This window comes from Liquorilactobacillus sp., assembly GCF_047719775.1.
GTDB lineage: Bacteria > Bacillota > Bacilli > Lactobacillales > Lactobacillaceae > Liquorilactobacillus.
Window position 1 is genome coordinate 1 of sequence record NZ_JBDNTS010000003.1, and the last position, 20,737, is coordinate 20,737.

The 20,737-nt window shown below is 36.2% G+C and carries 17 protein-coding genes; 12 read left to right on the forward strand and 5 right to left on the reverse strand.

Features of this window, described 5'->3' with window-relative positions; translation table 11 throughout:
• Nucleotides 1-217: 217 nt before the first annotated feature.
• The gene (locus ABF682_RS02110; RefSeq protein WP_415618869.1) at nucleotides 218-2,857 is read right to left on the reverse strand and encodes a cation-translocating P-type ATPase; all 2,640 of its coding nucleotides are present in this window, start codon (nucleotides 2,855-2,857) and stop codon (nucleotides 218-220) included.
• Between the two features lie 169 nt (nucleotides 2,858-3,026).
• On the opposite strand from ABF682_RS02110, the gene mscL reads away from it, so the two are divergent.
• Nucleotides 3,027-3,416, forward strand: coding sequence for a large-conductance mechanosensitive channel protein MscL (mscL, locus tag ABF682_RS02115; RefSeq protein ID WP_415618957.1), 390 nt, complete (start codon nucleotides 3,027-3,029; stop codon nucleotides 3,414-3,416).
• A 330-nt stretch (nucleotides 3,417-3,746) separates the two neighbouring features.
• On the opposite strand, the gene ABF682_RS02120 is transcribed toward mscL, so the two are convergent.
• From ABF682_RS02120 to ABF682_RS02135, 4 genes are read right to left on the reverse strand one after another with little or no spacing between them, the layout of a single operon-like run.
• A complete protein-coding gene (locus ABF682_RS02120) occupies nucleotides 3,747-5,582 on the reverse strand; it encodes an aryl-sulfate sulfotransferase (protein WP_289980832.1) in 1,836 nt (611 codons plus the stop codon).
• A 50-nt stretch (nucleotides 5,583-5,632) separates the two neighbouring features.
• Nucleotides 5,633-6,655, reverse strand: coding sequence for an ABC transporter substrate-binding protein (locus ABF682_RS02125; protein ID WP_415618870.1), 1,023 nt, complete (start codon nucleotides 6,653-6,655; stop codon nucleotides 5,633-5,635).
• 40 nt (nucleotides 6,656-6,695) lie between these two features.
• The gene (locus ABF682_RS02130) at nucleotides 6,696-7,565 is read right to left on the reverse strand and encodes an ABC transporter permease (protein WP_289980837.1); all 870 of its coding nucleotides are present in this window, start codon (nucleotides 7,563-7,565) and stop codon (nucleotides 6,696-6,698) included.
• Nucleotides 7,562-8,440: an ABC transporter ATP-binding protein gene (locus ABF682_RS02135; RefSeq protein WP_415618871.1), complete on the reverse strand. Its 879-nt coding sequence runs from the start codon at nucleotides 8,438-8,440 to the stop codon at nucleotides 7,562-7,564. The genes ABF682_RS02130 and ABF682_RS02135 overlap by 4 nt, the downstream gene beginning before the upstream one ends.
• Before the next feature lie 577 nt (nucleotides 8,441-9,017).
• Between ABF682_RS02135 and ABF682_RS02140 the strand changes: the two genes are divergently transcribed.
• The 11 genes from ABF682_RS02140 (at nucleotide 9,018) to ABF682_RS02190 (ending at nucleotide 20,712) form a co-directional block, all read left to right on the forward strand.
• Nucleotides 9,018-9,920 carry a helix-turn-helix domain-containing protein gene (locus tag ABF682_RS02140; RefSeq protein ID WP_289980841.1) on the forward strand — a complete coding sequence of 301 codons (903 nt, stop codon included), beginning with the start codon at nucleotides 9,018-9,020 and terminating at the stop codon, nucleotides 9,918-9,920.
• A 75-nt stretch (nucleotides 9,921-9,995) separates the two neighbouring features.
• On the forward strand, nucleotides 9,996-10,136 hold the full coding sequence (locus ABF682_RS02145; RefSeq protein WP_289980843.1) for a hypothetical protein: 141 nt from the start codon (nucleotides 9,996-9,998) through the stop codon (nucleotides 10,134-10,136).
• A gap of 141 nt (nucleotides 10,137-10,277) precedes the next feature.
• A complete protein-coding gene (locus ABF682_RS02150) occupies nucleotides 10,278-11,825 on the forward strand; it encodes an ABC-F family ATP-binding cassette domain-containing protein (RefSeq protein ID WP_289980844.1) in 1,548 nt (515 codons plus the stop codon).
• A 16-nt stretch (nucleotides 11,826-11,841) separates the two neighbouring features.
• The gene (locus ABF682_RS02155; RefSeq protein WP_415618872.1) at nucleotides 11,842-12,480 is read left to right on the forward strand and encodes a L,D-transpeptidase; all 639 of its coding nucleotides are present in this window, start codon (nucleotides 11,842-11,844) and stop codon (nucleotides 12,478-12,480) included.
• 396 nt (nucleotides 12,481-12,876) lie between these two features.
• Nucleotides 12,877-14,613 carry a pyruvate oxidase gene (locus ABF682_RS02160; protein WP_415618873.1) on the forward strand — a complete coding sequence of 579 codons (1,737 nt, stop codon included), beginning with the start codon at nucleotides 12,877-12,879 and terminating at the stop codon, nucleotides 14,611-14,613.
• 99 nt (nucleotides 14,614-14,712) lie between these two features.
• Nucleotides 14,713-15,348, forward strand: a complete 636-nt coding sequence (locus tag ABF682_RS02165; protein ID WP_415618874.1) for an NAD-dependent epimerase/dehydratase family protein — start codon at nucleotides 14,713-14,715, stop codon at nucleotides 15,346-15,348.
• Between the two features lie 158 nt (nucleotides 15,349-15,506).
• Nucleotides 15,507-15,986: a hypothetical protein gene (locus tag ABF682_RS02170; protein WP_415618875.1), complete on the forward strand. Its 480-nt coding sequence runs from the start codon at nucleotides 15,507-15,509 to the stop codon at nucleotides 15,984-15,986.
• A gap of 262 nt (nucleotides 15,987-16,248) precedes the next feature.
• Entirely contained in the window at nucleotides 16,249-17,091 is an 843-nt protein-coding gene (locus tag ABF682_RS02175; RefSeq protein ID WP_415618876.1) for a homoserine O-acetyltransferase/O-succinyltransferase family protein, read from the forward strand.
• 172 nt (nucleotides 17,092-17,263) lie between these two features.
• Nucleotides 17,264-18,610, forward strand: a complete 1,347-nt coding sequence (locus ABF682_RS02180; protein ID WP_289980855.1) for a hemolysin family protein — start codon at nucleotides 17,264-17,266, stop codon at nucleotides 18,608-18,610.
• 39 nt (nucleotides 18,611-18,649) lie between these two features.
• Entirely contained in the window at nucleotides 18,650-19,447 is a 798-nt protein-coding gene (proB, locus tag ABF682_RS02185) for a glutamate 5-kinase (protein ID WP_289980857.1), read from the forward strand.
• A gap of 17 nt (nucleotides 19,448-19,464) precedes the next feature.
• The gene (locus ABF682_RS02190; RefSeq protein ID WP_415618877.1) at nucleotides 19,465-20,712 is read left to right on the forward strand and encodes a glutamate-5-semialdehyde dehydrogenase; all 1,248 of its coding nucleotides are present in this window, start codon (nucleotides 19,465-19,467) and stop codon (nucleotides 20,710-20,712) included.
• The last annotated feature ends 25 nt before the right edge of the window (nucleotides 20,713-20,737 follow it).

Below are 20,737 nucleotides of genomic sequence, written 5' to 3' on the forward strand. Positions count from 1 at the left end.
TCACTAGTTCAAAGATTAAAAAAATAAGAAATTAGAGGCTTGACTAAACGTAGGAATAGAGGTTAGGTCAAAAGTTAAATTTTGATCTAGCCTCTATTTGTTTCGTATAAACATATTTCATAAGTCAAAATTCTCCATCTAACTTCGAATTACTCATAGCAAAGTACTCGCTATGAGTAATTTCGAGCTAATATTTCCTCTTTACGGTACAGATGAGTTATCTATGGAGTTTACGCTGAAATAGTTTTACGATTTCAACAATTACGATCATTAACACACCACCACTTAATACTATTAACCATTGTTCTAGGGCGAGTGGGGTAACTTTGAAGACGTCGTTGAATGCCGGAATGAAAATCGTTGCAAACAAAAGTATGCCTGAGATAACAATCGACCAATTAAACATTTTATTTGAAAATAAATTTTTGTTGAAAATAGAACCATGAATTGATTTAGAATTAAAAGCATGAAACAGTTGAATTAATCCTAAAGTTGCAAAAGCCATGGTCAAAGCATCAGCATGTATCAAATCATATGAGTTATGGAAAGGATACTTGATGGCTATCCAGTACACGCCAAGAGTTAATATTCCCTCCAGTAATCCTTGGTAGGTAATACTAGAGAGAACTCCATCGCCAAAGAAACTCGACTTAGCGCCCCTAGGCTTTCTTTGCATAATCGTAGTTTCAGCCTTTTCGATTCCAAGTGCAATGGCAGGAAAAGTGTCTGTTACGAGATTGATCCAAAGAATTTGTGCTGGGGCAAAGATATCCCAGCCGAGCATCGTCATAAAGAAGAGAGTTAGAACTTCACCTAAATTAGCAGAAAGAAGGTACTGAATGGCCTTTTGAATGTTTGCGAAAACCTTGCGTCCTTCTTTGACAGCAACAATAATGGTTGCAAAATTATCATCAGCTAGAACAATATCACTAGCATTTTTAGAAACTTCAGTACCGGTTATACCCATCCCGACCCCAATATCAGCTGTTTTCAAAGCAGGAGCATCGTTGACGCCATCTCCTGTCATCGCTACAATTTTTCCTCTCTTCTGCCATGCCTTAACAATTCTAACCTTATGTTCAGGTGCAACTCTAGCATAAACTGAATACTTATCAACTGCAGAATTCAGCTCGTCAGTTGATAGTGCATCTAGATCATTACCAGTAATGACAGCATCAGTTTGAGAAGCCGTAATTATCCCTAAGCGAACTGCAATCGCCGTAGCAGTATCCTTATGGTCGCCAGTTATCATTAATGGTCTGATTCCTGCTGAACGAGCTTGTGCAACAGCTTCTTTAACCTCTGGACGTTCAGGATCAATCATTCCCACCATCCCAACAAAAATTAAATCTTGTTCGAGTAGTTGTGAGGAAGGCTCATTTGGAACACTATCTAGTGGTCGATATGCAAAACTTAAAACACGTAAAGCTTTATGCGCTAGATCATGGTTTGCAGCGAGTATTCTTTTGCGGTCGTTTTCAGTTAAAACAGTTATTTCTCCGTTTTTTTCAATACGTGTTGTTCGCTGCAATAATTCATCAACAGCACCTTTTATGAACAACACAGGTTTATCTGCCTGTTTTATTACAACAGACATCAGTTTTCGCTCAGAATCAAAGGGAATTGCTGCAACTCGTGGGAAGTCTTTTTCAATTTGCGAGACATGATTTGATTTATCAAGATTGTATTGAATCAAAGCCGTTTCAGTGGGATCACCGATTAATCCAGTGTCGCTTTTTTGGCTATCATTGGCTAAAATCATGGCTTTCATTAAGTTGTTCAGATCGATTTGTGCACTATTGGCATCAGTCAAGGTGTTGTTTTGATATATTTTTTCGACTGTCATTTTGTTCTGAGTCAAAGTACCAGTTTTGTCTGATGCAATGATCTCTGTAGTTCCAAGCGTTTCAACGGCCGGCAGTTTTCTAATCAATGCATTACGTTTAGCCATGGTTTGTGTCCCAAGTGCAAGCGTAATTGTTACAATTGCTGGCAGCCCTTCAGGAATTGCTGCAACTGCAAGCGAAATTGATGTTAACAACATTTCTAAGATTGAAGCACGATCAGCTAATATTCCGATAATAAAAACCAGCAGTGCAATCGCCAAAACTAAAACACTTAGAATCTTGCTCAGATGTACAATGCTTTTTTGAAGTGGAGTGGTTGTCTGATCAACATTGTTGAGCATTGTTGCAATGTGGCCAACTTCTGTGTTCATGCCGGTTGCAATAACTACCGCTTCTGCCGTCCCATAGGTAACGTTGGTGTTCATATAGCCAAGATTCTTTCGATCACCTAGTGGAATTTCAGCCTCAGGGATACTAGTTATGTTTTTATTTACAGGTACAGATTCACCAGTCAATGCGGCTTCTTCGACTTGCAGAGAAGAAGTGCTGATGAATCTAACATCGGCAGGGATGATATCACCTGCTTCTAATAAAATAATATCGCCAGGTACTAAATTTACACTCTTAATAGTTGTGATTTGATTATTTCGTCGTACCTTTGAAGAGGGGGTTGTCATTTCTTTTAATGCATCAATTGCATTCTCCGCCTTTGCTTCTTGAAATACACCAAATGCAGCATTTAAAACAATTACCAAGAAAATAATTAAGGCATCTGAAATATCACCGGCAAAAGCAGCGATAAGAGCAGCAACCATTAATATGATAATCATTAGATCTTTAAATTGAGCTATGAATTTTTGAAACAAGGAACTCTTTTTTTGTTCAGTGAGCGTGTTTTGCCCGTATTGACCCAATCTCTTGTTTGTCTCATCCAAGGAAAGACCTGTAGTGTTTGTATCTAATAAATTTAATGCCTTTTCAACAGAAAGCTGGTGATATTTTTGGTTCATTAAGCATGACAATCCCTTCATATTTTATAGTTTAAATGTATCATGCTTCACGGTGTTAAGAAAGAAATAACGATTATAAAATGTGATAAGAGAGAAGTTTAAATAGTTGAAAAAATATATGCATATTGGTACATTTAAAGTAATTTCATATTAGGGGTGTTTAGAATTGATTAAAGAGTTTAAAGAGTTTAAAGAGTTTAAAGAGTTTATTTCACGAGGAAATGTGATTGACTTAGCTGTCGGTGTTATTATTGGTGGTGCTTTTACGTCAATTGTTAAGTCATTGGTTGATTACTTAATTAATCCTTTTATTGGCTTGTTTATTGGAGGAATTGATTTTTCAGAATTAGTGTTCAAGATTAACGGAGCAACGTTCAAAATAGGTAGTTTTATTAACGCAATTATTAATTTCTTGATTATTGCCTTTGTGGTGTTCTTATTGGTTAAGTTTGTTAATAAATTTTTGATTCGTAAGAAGGAGGAAGTTGTACCTGTTGCTGCTCCTGAAGTTAAACTCTTGGAAGAAATTCGTGATCTATTAAAAACACAGGAAAAATAATATAAATTAAAAGTAAGAGAGATATGGCAATAATTTTGAATTATGAGATACGTTTATATGCAAATAATTGGAGCTGGGTCAAAAGTTAAATTTTGATTCAGTTCCTCTATTTATTCCGTATAAACGTGTTTCATAAGTCAAAATTCTCCGTCTAACTTCGAATTACTCATAGCAAAGTACCTGCTATGTTCGTAATTTTGAGTTAGTACTCAAATTTTCCCGATTTATGGCATACTCTCTTTGGGTTGTGCAAGTGATAATTATGGATTAGGTAAGGATGATTTGTTTTAAAACAAAGCTCAAAATTAAATGTCACATAAATTAGTATCATTAGATTTCTGCAGTAAGAAAGGTATTTAAAAATTCACAGATGCCATTGAAACCTAATTCTCCGCGAAATTGATTAAGTTCTTTACCGCTTCTATAAGCCGAAACTACTGGGGTTCCCAAGATATGAAGTCTGGTTGTAATCTCTTGATTTTTATCAACATCAAGATAATATGTTTCAAATTGATTGTTGAACTTTTCAGAGACTGCTTTTTTCAGTAACGGATGGACTATGCGACAGTGAGAACAACGCTCCGCTCCGAACATTATGATTTTAACTTTATCGGTATTTTTGTTGTTTAAGATTTGATTTGTAAATTCTTCCTGGGTAATTTCAGGGAAAATGTTGCGGTCAATTGTAAATAATTGTTGGTTTTTCTTTTTAGCGGTTACTTGATTGGATTCATCAATTGTTGCGACACACAAGGCAACGTCTTTATAGTAAGGTAAGGTACCAGCAACAGCAACAATCTTTTTTGCACCTTTTTTTCCGGCATTTGGCAATCTAAAAGTAGAAATGTCAGGTGGTTGAATTGATATTTCGTGCGGCTTTGGTTCTTGTGGCACATAATCATATGGGTAACGATAAGCGCGGTAAATCATATTGTTCTTTAGTTTACCATCATTATTATGTGAAAAATAAGGTGAAATCCATTCCCAGACAATTTCATAGTCATTAGTGAGTTCAATAATTCTGCCGTCAGATCCCTCGTTAATCAGAGTATTACCATTTGGTAATCGTTGGACATTTGAAACATAAGGACTATAGAATTTGCTACTGTCAGTTGGCATTTGATAACCAAAATCAGCAGGGGTAACCGACCACACAATTTTCATTGCAACAGGATCGATTTCGAGAATTCGGCTATAGTCTCGGAGTGCATTTTTTGAACCATCTAAGCTACCAGGATTAGGAGTACCGTAGCCAGCCCAGCCACCATTGTCAAACAATAGTAGGTTTCCAGCTCCAGGTAATCCACGGGGAATCATGTGTAAAGCGTGCTGCCCAATGATTTGACCAATTGCTTGTGCTTTAGGATCATGTATATAATCAGGACCTAACTTCCAGACAATTTTGCCGGTATCATGATCAACGATGAATAAAATATTTGCTTCTCTGCTGTCCATGATAATATTATCTGGCTTAAATCGCTGGTCTCCTCGATCAAACCATTTATTTTCTCCCAGATAGCTGGCACAATTAGTATGCATGAAATCACCAACACCACCATCAGATTGACGCATATTTGGATTTCTTGTCAAAATATTTTTGGCAGCTTCATCAAAATCAAATTCAGCAAAGTGTTCTGCTACGCTCCAGCTCCATAATAAGTTACCTTGCCAATCAACTTCGTAAACAATATCATCCAACAATTTTTTGTCAGAGATTACTGAATTATGAATTGTTTGATGGGCTAATATTAAAGTTTTCCCTGAGTCTACCTTTGGTTGTTCTAATGGTGAATAATAGACAGCCTGGCCTTCACGCTGAAAATCGTGATGCTGTCGTGCCATCCAGCGATGATCGTATCCTGGGTCGTCAATCTTTTCAAAATGATCGAATTGCCATTCAATATTGCCATCGTAATCAACTTGAACAAGATTAATTCCATCTTGCATCCCATGAACTGGGTGCCGGTTGCCAGAATTTCCAATAATATGCCCATTGGGGAGCATTTTAGGGGGCATTCCGCGAAAAATCCAGCGTCTTACCTCATTACCATTCATATCAAATAATAATATTCCATCGTTAATTGTTGGTACTAAGGTATAGCCATTCCAAGCTTTATCAGGATTATAGCAAATTGTTCCAGTTGGATATATAGATGGTTGTCCCATATGATTCACTCCTTAACTTTTTTAATATCGTAATAAATTAAACTTCAGTATTATTTATATGAAACAGAACCTGAGATGGCTTTTTTCAGTGTCGTAGTATCAATGTAATCATCAATGTCATAAGTATGTTTTAAGCTTCCATTGTTAGCTAGATACTTGTAAATACTCTTTAAGTCGTTATATGTGCTCTGGTCGAAGCTGACTTTGAAATTAGTACTCTTGAAAGTTGCTAAAACAGTTTTTTTAGGAACATTTAATGCGGAAGCGACAATTTTAGCAGCTTTTTGTGGATGAGATTGAACCAATTTAATACTGTCATTAATGGCTTTCAGATAGGCAATTGCTGCTTTTGGATGTTCCTTTAGAAATTTTTTATTGGAAATAGCAAAGGCTAAAGTCGGTGATGTGATTTTTCCTTGGGTAGTTAATACTTTGAACTTCCCAGTTTTTTTCAGCTTTTCTGCATCTTGACCGGATGCCCATACAGCAGAGGCTTTTCCTGATTTCATCAAAGCCAATCCTTCTTGTCCGGTTTCAACGGATAATAGATTAACTTGGCTTTCTTTTAAGCCAGCTTTTTTCAATGTTTTAGCAACCCAATATTCCGTAACAGTTCCTTTACTAGTTAAAATATTTTTGCCTTTGAGATCAGCTAATGAGTTAATGGTTTTAGCGGTGTATAATTTAACCCCACTGCCTCCAGAACTGGATAACTTTGCAAAGATTTTGAGATTGCTTTTATTTGAACTTCCAAAACGGTTTAAGGCTGCAAAATCAGCTACGTAACCAATATCTAACTGTTTTGTTGTAATTGCATTAACTGTTTCAATTCCAGAGGAAAAAGTCGTAGTGTTTACTTTCAGGTTATACTTACTGAAATACCCCTCCTTTTTCGCAATAGCTGCTAAGTATTGGCCACCGGAATTTGTCATTAATCCTAAGCGGATTGTTGTTGAACTAGTGCTGCTCTTTTTTGAGCTACTGTCAACAGTCTTTAAGCCATAAACGGCAGCAAATATAATAGCGATAATAACTGCTAGGCTTCCAAATAGCATGATTATTTTTTTATTCACTTACAAAAACACCTTTCTAACTTTTTGTTGCATTCCATCATTACGTTGCTTTTTTTTCAAATACACCATATTTTTTGAGCACAACTTTACCGAATAAACGAAGCAGTGTATCTGAAAGATAACCAATAAAACCAAGAACAAAAATCCCAACAAAAATCCAATCGGTACGATAATAGAGTCTAGAAGTATAAATCAGATAGCCAATTCCGTTTTGAGCCGCTAGCATTTCTGCTGCTACAATCGCTATAATTGCTCCGCCTAATCCAAGGCGGACACCAGTAAAGATATTTGGTACAGCTGAAGGAATGACAACGCTGTAGAAAACTTGAAATTTTGATGCTCCTTGTGATTGAGCGGATTCAATCTTTAATGGATCAATTGCAATAACCCCAGTAATAGTATTGATGATGATTGGGAACATTGTTGCATAAATGATTAATGCAATTTTAGATACTTCACCAACACCAAACCATAGTAGAAATAGTGTCAAAAATCCTATGGCTGGTACAAAGCGGAAAAAATTAATCAATGGCTCGAATAAATAACGAATAATTTTAAATTGTCCAATGAATAATCCTAAAGGGACTGCAATAATAGTCCCAGCCAACCAACCAGCTAATATTCGGAGCAAACTAATTAGTAAGTCACTTTGAAGTGTTCCAGTTTTTATTAATTCCTTAGCACTAGTTAATGTTTTCCATGGACTAGGTAGGAAGCTGGAATCACTAATTTTAGAGGCAATTATCCAAATCACTAGTAACAAGAGCCAAGCAAACAATCCATGTTTAGTTAAAAATAATAGTCCAGTCTTAAGCCATTCATTTTTTGTATAATTATCGGTGTTTTTAGAAGCTTCTAGTCCATTCAATGCTTGGGTTTTAGCGGTATCTTTACTCGACATTTCTTTCATGCTAACGACCCCCTAATCGGGAAATAATTATTTAGTTTTGTGACCAATTGCTCATTATCTTTAGAAAAAATATTTCTAGGATAAGGGTAATCAACAGTGACTGTTTTGCAGATATTTGCAGCAGGAGCTGGAGAAAAGATACTGATTTTTTGGCCTAGATAAGCAGCTTCTTGAATATCATGTGTTACAAATAAAATAGTTTTCTTAGTTTTTTGCCAAATTCTAATAAGCTCGTCTTGCATAATTGCTCTAGTCTGGGCGTCCAAAGCACCAAAAGGTTCATCCAAAATTAATATGTCTGGATTATTAGCAATACTTCTCGCAATCTGGACACGTTGTTTCATCCCACCAGATAATTCGTAGGGGTACTTATCAGTGTGTTGGTCAAGCCCAACTAATTTTAAGCTTTGATCAATGATAGGAGTTCGTTCTTTTTCTGGGAAGTGCTGCATTTTTAGACCGTAAGCAACATTTTCATAGACAGTTAACCATGGGAAAATCGCAGCATCGGCATTTTGGAATACCACTCCACGATCATGTCCAGGAGCAGTAACTTCATGGCCGTTAACTAAGACCTGGCCACTTGTTTGGGGAAGAAAGCCAGCAATAATATTGAGTAATGTTGATTTACCACAACCACTGCGACCTAAGAAAATATGGAATTCACCAGCGGCAATTTTTAAATTAATATCTTGTAATACAAGCGGAGAGCTTCTTATATGTGAGAAGAATGAAGCGCTTGGGGGATACTGCTTAAAAACGTGTTTAAGTTCAATACTAAGTTCCATCATACTAGTTACCTCATTAATTTGAATTTCAGCACTGCTCATATTAAGCAGGCTTTTTCTGCTTAATTCAGTTAGCTTAGAAGCCATGTGAAAAAAGTTTCATGATTGAATGACTTTGATAATAGGCTAAATTTATGAATTACCAGTGAAGTTATTTTGATATAAATATTGGTATTCTATGGTGATACTAGAAAATAAGTACTTGCTGAACTTTAGGTAGATACAGTTATTATTTACAATTTTTTTGAATAAAAAAAATGATAGATAATGTTGAGAAAATTAGCAAATTTAGTTATTAAATGTACAAATGAATTTGTTTGAATAATGGATAATGGTTTGATATAGACGTAATTAAATAGTGGACATAAAATAGGCCAAAATAGATAATTAGTATATTTTTTAGATTAATAACAATTTGACTTAGATGGATGAAAATAAATTTAAAATTAGAATGGTTACTTTCATGAAATTTTCTGTTATGATTGTGTGCGTACACGGTACTAAAAGTTAGTAATGGGTTTACATAAGTAAAAAATAATTTTATTTAGGGGGAGCTATAATTTTGTTATGCGCGTAAAAGATGTCTTTGATATACGCGATATTTTGTAGGGCGGGGTGCCTATTTAATGAGCACATATATGATAATTGTGAAAAGAGGCAAAAAATGAAAACAGGGGAACTTGTTAAGCAAATCAGAACTGAAAAAGGGATAAAAGCTAAGTCTGTGTACGATGGGTTACTGTCAAGGTCAATGTATTATAAATATGAGAGTGGCTTAGTTGAAACGACAGCAGACACTTTCTTATACATATTGAATCGTTTAAATATTGAAGCTGCTGAATTCTCAAGGGTGTTTAGTGTACTGGATAAAAGTAATAGTGAGTATTGCGATTATCGTGATAATTTAAAAAATGCCTATCAGCTCAGAAATCTGACTGAAATTAAAGCATTGGAGAAAAAAATTACCAAAGAATATCAAGAAAACGGATTGATTCGTTTCTATAACTTAATGTTAATTGCCACTGTGATGCGTAAGAAGCTCAGCAGAACTACAGAAAGTTTTTTGAATGAACGAAAAGAAATTGCCCATTATCTAATACGGAGTACAAAATGGGGACACTACGAATACGGGCTTTATGTTGATGCGATTTTTATGTTTGATAGCTTATCGATTGAAAAAATATTCCAAGGCCATGATTGGAGCAATGGCTCTGGGGGTAGAAATATGAAACTTGATAATTTGAAAGTACGAGCCTTATGTCAGTCAATCTTAGTATTTATGAAGGCTAACAAGACAAATAATGTGAATTATTATTATACGTTGCTTAATAAAATAAAAATTGGTTCAGATAATGTATATGCGGTAAGTAACAAGAAATTTTTTGAAGGGTTAAAGATAATTAATGACGGAGATTATGAACAAGGGCTGAAAGTTATTTCTGAAATTTTCTCGTTATATCAGAAATTAGGACTAGACGACTTATATAAAGAACATGTCGCAGTCCTTCAGGAATTGTTAAGCATCCAACTGCAAAAAGCTAAGTCCAGCAAAAGACGAAAAGCTTAATTTCTGCTCGCTTGAAAAAAAATTAAAAACAGTATAAAATAGGAAAATACGTGTAGAGTGAAGGGAGGAGAACCAATGTCACAGAATACTCATGTTGGGGTAGCTAACGATCGTCGCCCTGTTAACCAAAAGAATATTAAAAAGCGTCGCGCACAACATCAAACTGTATTATCATTTTTGAAGAGTCGCGAGGAGCTAGAAAAAGCCGATAAATAAGTTGATTTTTCTAGAAACTTATATTTATTTGCCAGCATGGGGCGTCAATGACGTTTTATGGTGGTTTTTTTTGATAAAAATAATAATTAATTGATGTATGAATATGATATAATCACCCAATAAGAGGATGGATGAAAATAAATGAGTATTTTAGAAATAGACGGTCTTTCACACGCTTTTGCTGATAAGGATTTATATCAAGATGCTAGCTTTAGATTAAATAAAGAAGATCATATGGGAATTATCGGACAAAATGGAGCGGGTAAAAGTACTTTAATCAAAATTATTACAGGACAAGAACTTCCGGATGAAGGTAAAATTGTATGGCAGAATAATATAAAGATTGGATATCTTGATCAATACGCACAAACAGCGCATGATTTGACAGTCTTTTCCTTTTTAAAATCTGCATTTGCAGACTTATATAATATTAGTAAGTTACAAGCCAAGTGTTATGAGGATTATGCCACTACAATGGATGAAGCTTTACTGGATAAAGCAGGCAGCTATCAGGAACAGCTTGAAGCCGGTGAATTTTATGAGATAGAGACTAAGATTGAACAGGTGATGTCTGGTCTTGGGATAGATGCAATTGGAAAAGACAGACATGTGGATCAGTGCAGCGGGGGGCAAAGATCGAAGATTATCCTGGCTAAGCTATTACTTGAGAATCCAGATGTATTATTACTGGATGAACCAACTAACTACCTTGATGTTGAGCATATCGAATGGTTGATAAATTATTTAAATGCTTTTGCTGGCTGTTTTATGGTAATTTCACATGATTTTGATTTCTTGGAAAGAGTTACAAACACAATTATTGACGTTGCCTTTGGAAAAATTACAAAATATACAGGAAGCTTCAGTTCAGCAATCAAGCAAAAGGAAGTAAAAAAAGAAGTTCAGCTTAAAGCTTATGAGAAGCAACGACGCCAAATTGAAAAGGACGAAGCTTACATCAGAAGAAACAAGGCAGGAACTAGGTCTACAATGGCGAAGTCGAGGCAGAAGCGACTTGATAAGATGGAAAAAGTTGATCCGCCGAGTGATGCACTGCAATCTAGTTTTGGTTTTCCTTATGAAGAACTGATGTCATCTGCTACATTAGTTGTTGAAGATCTTTCAGTTGGATATGAAAGCCCTTTGCTTGCACCAGTTACTTTTTCAATGAGTCATGGAGAAAAAGTTGTATTGAAGGGCTTTAATGGAGTTGGTAAGTCAACACTTATTAAATCAATTTTAGGTATAATTCCGAACTTTGGTGGAAGTGCTAACTTTGTTGAAGCAGCCAAGGTAAATTATTTTACGCAAGATTTGGACTGGGACAATCCGACACAAACACCGCTGCGGATAGTCCAGGATGTTTATCCAAAATTAGAACCAAAGACAATCAGGCAAAGACTTGCACGAGCCGGATTAAGTCCAGCTAATGCTATGAAACCGATGGAATTATTGAGTGGTGGCGAACAAACGAAGGTTAAGTTATGTATCCTAGAGTTAAAGCCAAGCAATTTCTTAATTATGGACGAGCCTACGAATCATTTAGACGATGAGACAAAGAATGCTTTGAAAAAGGCTCTTGTGTCTTTTGCTGGCAATGTCTTGTTAGTATCTCATGAAAAGTCTTTTTATGATGGCTGGATTGATAAGATCTTTGATGTTGAGAGCATTCGGCTTAATAAAAATTAGGGGAGTATACAAGTGAATGAATAAACGCAAATTGGTTTCTTGGATTGTTGCAATCTTGCTTGTTTTTCTTGCAGGCTGGAGTGTAGTATATGTTAAACATGCGGAAAAAATAAATAGTGTAAAGATTGCAAAAAATGAAAAAAAGCAGCAACAACAGAAAAAAGAAGATCAGGATGCGAATATGAGGCACCCAATAAAGTGGCGTAAGTCTTCAGAAATAAAAAAATATCCCGATGTGTTTGGCGATAAGAGCTTATGGATCAAAGTTTCACAAAAAAAGCAACGTCTTTACGTGATGTCAGGGAAGAAAAAGGTCTATGAAATGTATGTATCTCTAGGGACACATTCTGCAGGCTATTCGAATGAAAGCAAAAAAGAATTTCCAACAGGAACATTTAATGTTAGTAATAAACGTGGTGAATTTTACTTTAATCAAGTTACCGGCAATGGAGGTAGATATTGGGTTTCTTGGAAGGGTAATGGCAAATATTTGATACAGAGTGTTCCCACTAATGAGCATGGAAAGCATATTGTTTCAGAAGCACGCAGCTTGGGAAGTCAGGTAGATACAAATAATAGTATCTGGCTATCTGTTAAAGATGCAAAGTGGTTTTATAAAAACATTAATGGCGGAACCAAGTTAGTAATTGAATAATCAAAAGTAGGAATGCGATAAAATGCAGCTAATTTATTGGATATGTTGTTTAGACAGAGACAATAATGGGGGGTGGGTCAAAAGTTAAATTTTGACTCAATCCTCCTGTTTTATTTCGGATAAACGTGTTCCATAAGTCAAAATTCTTCGTCTAACTTCGAATTGCTCATAGCAAAGGACCTGCTATCTTAGTAGTTTCGCGTTAGTACTCATATTTTCCTGACTTATGCCACAACTTCCTTCCTGTTTTTATATCTAAAATTAGTAAGGCTGTGGGGAGTCAAAAGATAGGCTGAAAATTTTGGTGAGCAAAAAGTATTGTGCAAAATGCTTTTTGCAGTAGAATAGAGATGAGCCCGCATCTATGAGCTATTCTTATGTAGGGAGTGTTTTTTTATGGCAAGTACAAAGGGAGCAGATTTGTTAGTTAATGTCTTAGTAGATTGGGGCATCCAAAATGTTTATGGGTTGCCTGGTGATTCAATCGATACTACAATCGATGCTTTGCGTCGCCAACAAGACAAGATAAAGTTTATTCAAGTCCGTCATGAGGAAGTTGCTGCTTTATCAGCAGCAGCAGAAGCAAAATATACGGATCAGATTGGTGTATGCTTATCAATTGGCGGGCCTGGTGCAATCCATCTTCTGAATGGACTGTACGATGCAAAAATGGATCATGTACCAGTACTGGCTCTGTTAGGTCAGGTTACATCGACTTCATTAAACGAAGGATATTTCCAGGAAGTAAACACTGCGAAGCTATTCGATGATGTAGCGGTTTTTAATAGAACAATCTCAGCAGTGGACAATCTGCCAGAAGTCATTGACCAAGCTATTAGGAGTGCTTATGAGAACAAGGGTGTTGCAGTATTGACCATTCCTGACGATATTCCTAATCAAATATTGAAGGGAGAATACAATTCTTCTGCACGTGCATTTACGCTGAGTACACCAGAGGTTAACAAAACACAGCTTGATGAAGCAGCTTCGTTGATAAAGAATGCAAGCAAGCCAGTCGTATTACTGGGAGTAGGTGCCAAATATGCTGGAGATGATATCAAGCAGTTTGTTGAAGCAAATAAAATTCCATTTATGGAAACATTGCCTGCTAAAGGCACGATAGCGGATAACCATCCCAATTCATTGGGGAATATAGGTAAATTGGGTACCAAGGCAGCATACGAGGCAATGAAAAATGCTGATTTGCTGATAATGTTGGGGACAAATTATCCATATCGGCCTTACTTGCCTGAGAAGGGACAAGCTAAAAGTATTCAGGTTGATTTGAAAGCTGAAAATTTAGGTAAACGTTATAGTGTTGATGTTGCTGTGCAAGGGGATGTTAAGAAGTTTGTTGAGGCGCTCAATGCTTTAGGTGTAGTTAGAACCGACGGCAAGTTCTTGGCTGCATGTCAAAAGAGTATGAGTAATTGGAACAAATGGATGGTTGCCAAGCGTAAGCTGAATACGAGCCCAGTTTCACCAGAAAGTATGACAGCCTATATTGATGAGACAGCACCAGCGGATTTGATTTACTCTATTGATGTTGGTACATCTACATCGTGGAGTGCACGTTATTTGCATGTCAAGGATCAGCAGAAATTTGCAATTTCAGCATGGCTTGGAACGATGGGGTGTGCTTTGCCTGGAGCAATCGCAGCACAAGTTGCCTATCCAGATAAGAGAGTCGTTGCATTGCAAGGCGATGGGGCTTTTGCGATGGTCATGCAGGATTTTGTTACGGCTGTAAAGTATAAGCTGCCTGTTATTTGTGTAGTTGTTAATAATCAAAAACTTGCATTTATTGAGTATGAGCAACAGCAAGCTGGACAATTGAATTACCAGATTGACTTGGCTGATATAGATTATGCTAAATTTGCTGAAGCATGTGGTGGTGTGGGTATTACGGTTAAATCTAATGACGAATTCAAGGCGGCTTTGGATAAGGCATATACTATTACAGATAAACCTATTTTAATTAATGCCTATGTCAAGGATAACGCTCCACTTCCGGGCAAGATTGTCATGGATGAGGCGAAAGGATATATGAAGTTTGGTCAAGAATACCTCGAAAATTATTGGAAGATTCCAGAATTACCACCATTGAAAGATATCTTGCGTCAATTCTTCTAGAATAGTAAACTAGACAGCAGAAAGAATTATAAAAAATATATTTAGGAAATATGGCATAGATGAATTTGTGTCATATTTTTTTATTAGGAGATGATCTGCGTGAAGGTTGTATTGCTTGGTGGATCGGGCTATGTAGGTAAGGGCATTATTCAAGAATTGAGTTTGTACGAAGAAATTGAGTTAGTTAGTATGTCACGACATGGCGGAACAAATGAAGATAAAGAAAAGTGGCCAAAAGTGTCATGGAACAGGATTGACTTAGATAAACCAGAAACGTGGCAAAAGGAAGTGGCAACAGCAGACTGGGTTATTGACTTGATTGGAGTACTGTTGGCAAAAAACTACAATGAATATTATAAAAAAACAATAAAACCAGTGATGAACGTAATTAAGTTCATTGAAAAAAAGACTGAGAATACCAAGTTTCTGTTCGTTTCTGCAAATTCTGCACCATTGGGGATGGGTGCTTATATGAAAGCCAAACTTGTACTTGAAGATGAACTAAGCAAACGATTAGGAACAAGGGCAGTATTCGTTTATCCGGGATTAATCTATCATAAGGAACGTCCAACTGTCTATGCTGTTGCAACGGTATTGAATAGTTTAGCAAAGATAAAACCATTAAAAAAATTAGTGGAATCCTTGCGTCCAGTTGCTCGCGCAAGATTTGCGGTGGAAATCAGAAAACTTTTGTTGGGACAGGATAGTTATTTAATTCATAGGGTTAAAGAATAGTGAATATATGCCAAAAATGGACATTCTTACTAAGTAAAAAGGATTGATACTGTGGTTAGGGATGCTGGGTGTAATTTGACATTATCCAAACTTGCTTTTAATATAGATTAGAATCTTCGGCAGAATAATCATTTAATGAGTTTGGAAGTGAAATAGTAATGGAAATTAAAGTTAAGGATTTTATTAACCAAGTTGAAACAGATGAATTTACTAAAATAGTGCTGAATAAAATAGAAGTCAAAGAGGTTAGCGAGTTAAAAACTAATTTTATGGAGAACTTGCTTGCTAAGTTTGAGAGCGCCATTTCAAGAGAAAAGATTGTGCGGGCTGTGCAACCAATTGCAATGAATAATGAACCTGTTGAAGTGGTATTAGAGACGGGTGTTATTAACTTGCCCTTTACAAATATTAATCGTGTTGATAATTTCTTTGATGTAGAAAATACAGTTCCACTAGTGACGAATCTTGTTATTATATCGTCTAACTTGAATGCTTCAGATTTGTTTATTAGATCTTACTCGAATACAAGTGATTTAAAAAGCGATACCGCAAAGCTAGTTGCTGACACTCTTTTGAGTATGAAGCAGATTCAAGTAAATTTAGAGGAAAATGAGGACGGTAAGTCTCAAGAATCTTAGAGAATAGGTCCGAAGCTGAGTCAAAATTCTCCGGATGATTTCAAATTATTTATAGCCAAATGCGCATGATGCTTGTAATTTTGAGCATTACCAACCTATACCACACTCCTTTCTTGCATCTAGTCAAGTCTTTTATTTTTTAATTACAGTTGTTATCTTAGTTAATTCTATTATCAGAATTTCTTTAAAATTATACTAGAAGTTTCTTGTCTGGAGCGGTAAAATAAAAAATCGATAGATTATTTTAGTTAGGAGCGAAACATTGGAAGCTGAAACTTTAAATATCGGAATTTTAAATGTAATGCATGACAAGTCTGATACTCAAAAACGTTTTGCTTTTGTATTGAAACAACAAAGTACCCCTGTTAAAGTGACTTATTTTTATCCAACAATGCATTATCAAGGACGTATGGTGCCAGAAGAAATTGCGCATATATCTGAGCCGCTAGATTTTCTTAAAGTGAAGAAGATGGATGCTTTTATTGTCACGGGGGCACCACTTGAAAAAGTTGACTTTCTGGATGTTACTTATTGGAATGAAATGCAGCAACTATTTCAACTTTTACAAAAACTAGATATTCCACAATTATATATTTGCTGGGGAGCAATGGCAGCTGCAAATTTCTTTTATGGGATTGAGAAACAGATGTTAGCGCATAAGTTATTTGGTATTTACAAGCAAAAACTGTTTACAGAGTCGAAACTGTTGGAAGGATTGCCTAGAGGTTTCACAGCTCCGCATGCACGTTATGCAGAATTGAATCATAAGCAGATTAGCGAAAATAAAAATTTGGAGATTAAGGCACTTTCAGAAACAAATCATCTATTCTTAGTTGAGGCTAAAAGCGAACCACAAGTTTTCTTATTTGCCCATCTTGAATATGGTAGCGATGCTCTCGCAAAAGAATATCAAAGAGAATTGAAGGCGTATCCGGATCAGGCAGCGATATTGGCAAAACCGCAAAATTATTATGAAGATTTTGCACAGATGAAAAATCCTATTTTTTCATGGGCAGATACGCAGACATTATTTTTTAAGAATTGGATACTGCAAGTGAAAAAAGAACGTGATAGTAAACTAAGAAAAAATAGTGGAATGTTATAAAATAATAATAATTCTGGATTTTTAAAATATAAAAGTGGGTGTGACGAGTACATTATTGTCATACCTTTTCCATTTTTACGAAGAATTAAAGAAATAAGATGATAAACATCATTAAATGACAAAAAAATGATATGATATGCAATAGAACAAAGAATGAAATGGGGAATGGATTTTGACAGGCGGTCAGCTGGCTTCCAATGTATTGATTATAGTGATAGTTTTTTATTTTGCGGCTTTTTTTGTTGCAGCAGAATTTGCACTTGTACAGACTAGAAAAAGTGCACTTGAAGGCGCACTCGAAGAAGGAGAAGGAAACAAACGCAAATTAACAACTGCTCTAAAAATGGTTCAGAATCTAAATGAGTACCTTTCGACAACACAAGTAGGTGTGACGTTAGCAGGGATTATTTTAGGTTGGGTTGGTGAGGCCACAATTGAGACAGCGATTGTTGATGTATTACAGATTACTCCACTTGGAACGACGGCGATGCATGCTGTCGGAGCCATTCTGGGTGTGCTCTTGTTGACCTATCTTGAGGTTGTTATCACAGAGATTGTCCCTAAAAATTTGAGTATTGAAATGCCAATGAGAATGATGATGCTTGTAGTTACACCACTGCATTATTTCCATATTCTCTTTTATCCTTTTGTTCAATTGCTGAATATTTCTGCGGCGGGCATCATTCGTTTGTTCGGTCTGACTCCAGCTACAGAGAGTAACGATGTGTTAACACAGGCAGAGATATTACGGGTGTCGCGTAATGCCGTAACTGGTGGTAAATTAGACAAAAATGATTTGATGTATATGCAGCGAGCTTTTGACTTTAATGACAAGATTGCCAAGGATATCATGGTGGATCGGACGAGCCTTGATGTTGTTGATATCACGGATTCGGTCAAGACGGTTGTGAATAACTACCTGCGTGAGGGGTTTAGTCGCTTTCCAGTTGTTGCTAATAATGATAAAGATCGCATTTTGGGATATGTATATATATATGATTTAATCAGACAAGCACAAGTTGATGACGGTATTTTGGTCAGCAAACTACTGCGTACGATTATTACTGTTCCAGAAGTAACGCCAATTCAGGGGCTCTTACAGCAGATGATTCAAAAACAAACACCAATTGTAGTAGTTTTGGATGAATATGGCGGGACTAGTGGAATTGTCACAGATAAAGATATTTATGAAGAACTTTTTGGTGTTGTCAAAGATGAGATTGATAATGTATCCAGTGAGTATATTGTTAAGAATGAAGACGGCGGGTTCAAGATTTCTGGTAAAACTACGCTTTATGATTTTGAACGCTTTTTCAAGATTAAAAATAAGAACTTTGATGCATCAGAGAGTGTCACTATAGCAGGTTACTTACTTGAAAATTACAAAGTAAAAAGAAATGATATTATAACAATTGATCAGCTCGACTTGAAAGTAACTGAGTTTAATCGAAATTATATTGACTGGTTAGAGGTCAGACATCATGTTGAGAATAAAAGTGAAAAGCAAAATGAAGAGTAATAGAATGGTTGAAATTATTAAGAAAGCAGTGGAATTGTAATGCGCCATATTGAAGCTCAAAGAATTGTTGTTAAGGTAGGGACAAGTACTTTGACACATCCAAATGGAAAATTGAATTTGCAAGCAATTGACCAACTCTGTTATAGCTTAAGCGGCTTGGTGAATGAGAATAAAGAAGTTGTCCTAGTTTCTTCTGGTGCAATTGGAGTTGGACTTGGTCAATTAGGGATGAATGAACGTCCTACCGCAATTCCAGAGCAACAAGCACTTGCTGCAATTGGGCAAACACAGTTAATGACGGTTTATCAGCAGCGTTTTTCGGTCTATGGACAAAAAATCGGGCAAATATTGTTAACGCATGATGTGATGGATTATCCGACTAGCAGGCAAAATGTATTGAATACATTTGAAAATCTGCTAAGGCTAAAAATTATTCCCATTGTTAATGAAAATGATACGGTTGCCGTTGATGAATTGGATCATCATACTAAGTTTGGAGATAATGATCAATTGTCAGCCGTTGTTGCAACTTCGATTGATGCGGACTTACTGATCATGCTGTCTGACATTGACGGATTTTATGATAAGAACCCAAGAAAATTTGATGATGCACAGTTACTGCAAACAATTAATGAGATTAACGACAAAACCTTTGAAAAAGCTGGGGGACGTGGGTCTAAATTTGGAACAGGCGGCATGACTACAAAGCTGAAAGCTGCGAAAAGAATGCTTGATGCAAATAAAGCAATGATTCTTGCTAATGGAGAGAATCCTTCCGTGATTTTCAAAATATTGAATGGCGAACAGTTGGGAACGTTATTTATCAACAAAGATTAAGAACGGAGGTTCCACTTATGGGAATTAATTTAGAAAAGATTGGAAGTCAAGCCAAAGCTGCGTCCTATGAATTGGGTCTTGTTTCGGCTACAAATAAAAATAAAATTTTGCTTGCTATGGCAGCCGCACTGAGGACAAGTACCAGCGAAGTTCTTGCTGCAAATCAACGTGATTTGTCAGCAGCAACAGGATTAGTTAAAAGCTTCGTTGATCGACTTACATTGGATGAAAGTCGGATAGAGAAAATCGCACAAGGCCTAGAACAAGTTGCAACGTTGCAGGATCCATTAGGTAATGTTACTAATGGTTGGATTAATCATGCTGGTTTGCAGATTACACAAAAAAGGGTTCCACTTGGGGTTGTTGGAATTATTTATGAGGCACGACCAAATGTAACTGTTGACGCAGCTGCACTCTGTTTTAAGTCTGGTAATGCTGTTATTTTAAGAGGGGGCAAGGAAGCTTTCAATACTAACCTCAAACTTGTTGAAATATTACAAATGACGTTGAAAGAAAATGGGTATAGCGAAAATGCTATCCAAATATTGACCGACACATCACATGAAGTTGCTAATGAATTTATGCAACTGACAGATTATCTGGATGTCTTAATTCCCCGTGGAGGAGCTAAGTTGATACAGACAGTGATGGAAAATGCTAAAGTTCCGGTTATTGAAACTGGTGTTGGAAATTGTCATATTTATGTCGACCAGACAGCTGACCTTGAAATGGCAGAAAAAATTATAGTTAATGCTAAATGTCAAAGACCAGCAGTCTGTAATGCTGCTGAAAAATTGCTAATTCATGAAGCTATCGCTAATAGATATCTACCAAAAATTGTTGCTGAGTTGAAGAAATATAATGTTGAAATTAGAGCTGACGAGGCGGCATTGGATATTCTGCAAGGCGCAGCAATTCGTGCAACAGCGGAAGATTGGGACACAGAATATAATGATTATATTCTGGGAGTAAAGGTTGTTTCGTCCGTTGATGAAGCAATTAAGCATATTAATCAGCATGGTACGAAACATTCTGAGACAATTGTGACAAATGATTATAAAAAAAGTCAACAATTTCTGGAGCAAATTGATGCAGCCGCCGTATATGTAAATGCATCAACGCGTTTCACGGATGGTTTTGAATTTGGTTTTGGAGCAGAAATTGGGATTTCAACGCAAAAATTACATGCTCGTGGTCCGATGGGCCTTGAAGCCTTAACGACAACTAAGTATGTTGTTAGAGGTAACGGTCAAATCAGAGAATAAATATTATAATAAAAATATAGTAATA

Excerpts from the sequence above, each read along its gene's own strand:
- ABF682_RS02110 (WP_415618869.1), bottom strand. The coding sequence starts at position 2,857 with ATGAACCAAAAATATCACCAGCTTTCTGTTGAAAAGGCATTAAATTTA.
- ABF682_RS02120 (WP_289980832.1), bottom strand. The coding sequence starts at position 5,582 with ATGGGACAACCATCTATATATCCAACTGGAACAATTTGCTATAATCCT.
- ABF682_RS02130 (WP_289980837.1), bottom strand. The coding sequence starts at position 7,565 with ATGAAAGAAATGTCGAGTAAAGATACCGCTAAAACCCAAGCATTGAAT.
- ABF682_RS02135 (WP_415618871.1), bottom strand. The coding sequence starts at position 8,440 with ATGGCTTCTAAGCTAACTGAATTAAGCAGAAAAAGCCTGCTTAATATG.
- ABF682_RS02140 (WP_289980841.1), top strand. The coding sequence starts at position 9,018 with ATGAAAACAGGGGAACTTGTTAAGCAAATCAGAACTGAAAAAGGGATA.
- ABF682_RS02145 (WP_289980843.1), top strand. The coding sequence starts at position 9,996 with ATGTCACAGAATACTCATGTTGGGGTAGCTAACGATCGTCGCCCTGTT.
- ABF682_RS02150 (WP_289980844.1), top strand. The coding sequence starts at position 10,278 with ATGAGTATTTTAGAAATAGACGGTCTTTCACACGCTTTTGCTGATAAG.
- ABF682_RS02155 (WP_415618872.1), top strand. The coding sequence starts at position 11,842 with ATGAATAAACGCAAATTGGTTTCTTGGATTGTTGCAATCTTGCTTGTT.
- ABF682_RS02160 (WP_415618873.1), top strand. The coding sequence starts at position 12,877 with ATGGCAAGTACAAAGGGAGCAGATTTGTTAGTTAATGTCTTAGTAGAT.
- ABF682_RS02170 (WP_415618875.1), top strand. The coding sequence starts at position 15,507 with ATGGAAATTAAAGTTAAGGATTTTATTAACCAAGTTGAAACAGATGAA.
- proB (WP_289980857.1), top strand. The coding sequence starts at position 18,650 with ATGCGCCATATTGAAGCTCAAAGAATTGTTGTTAAGGTAGGGACAAGT.
- ABF682_RS02190 (WP_415618877.1), top strand. The coding sequence starts at position 19,465 with ATGGGAATTAATTTAGAAAAGATTGGAAGTCAAGCCAAAGCTGCGTCC.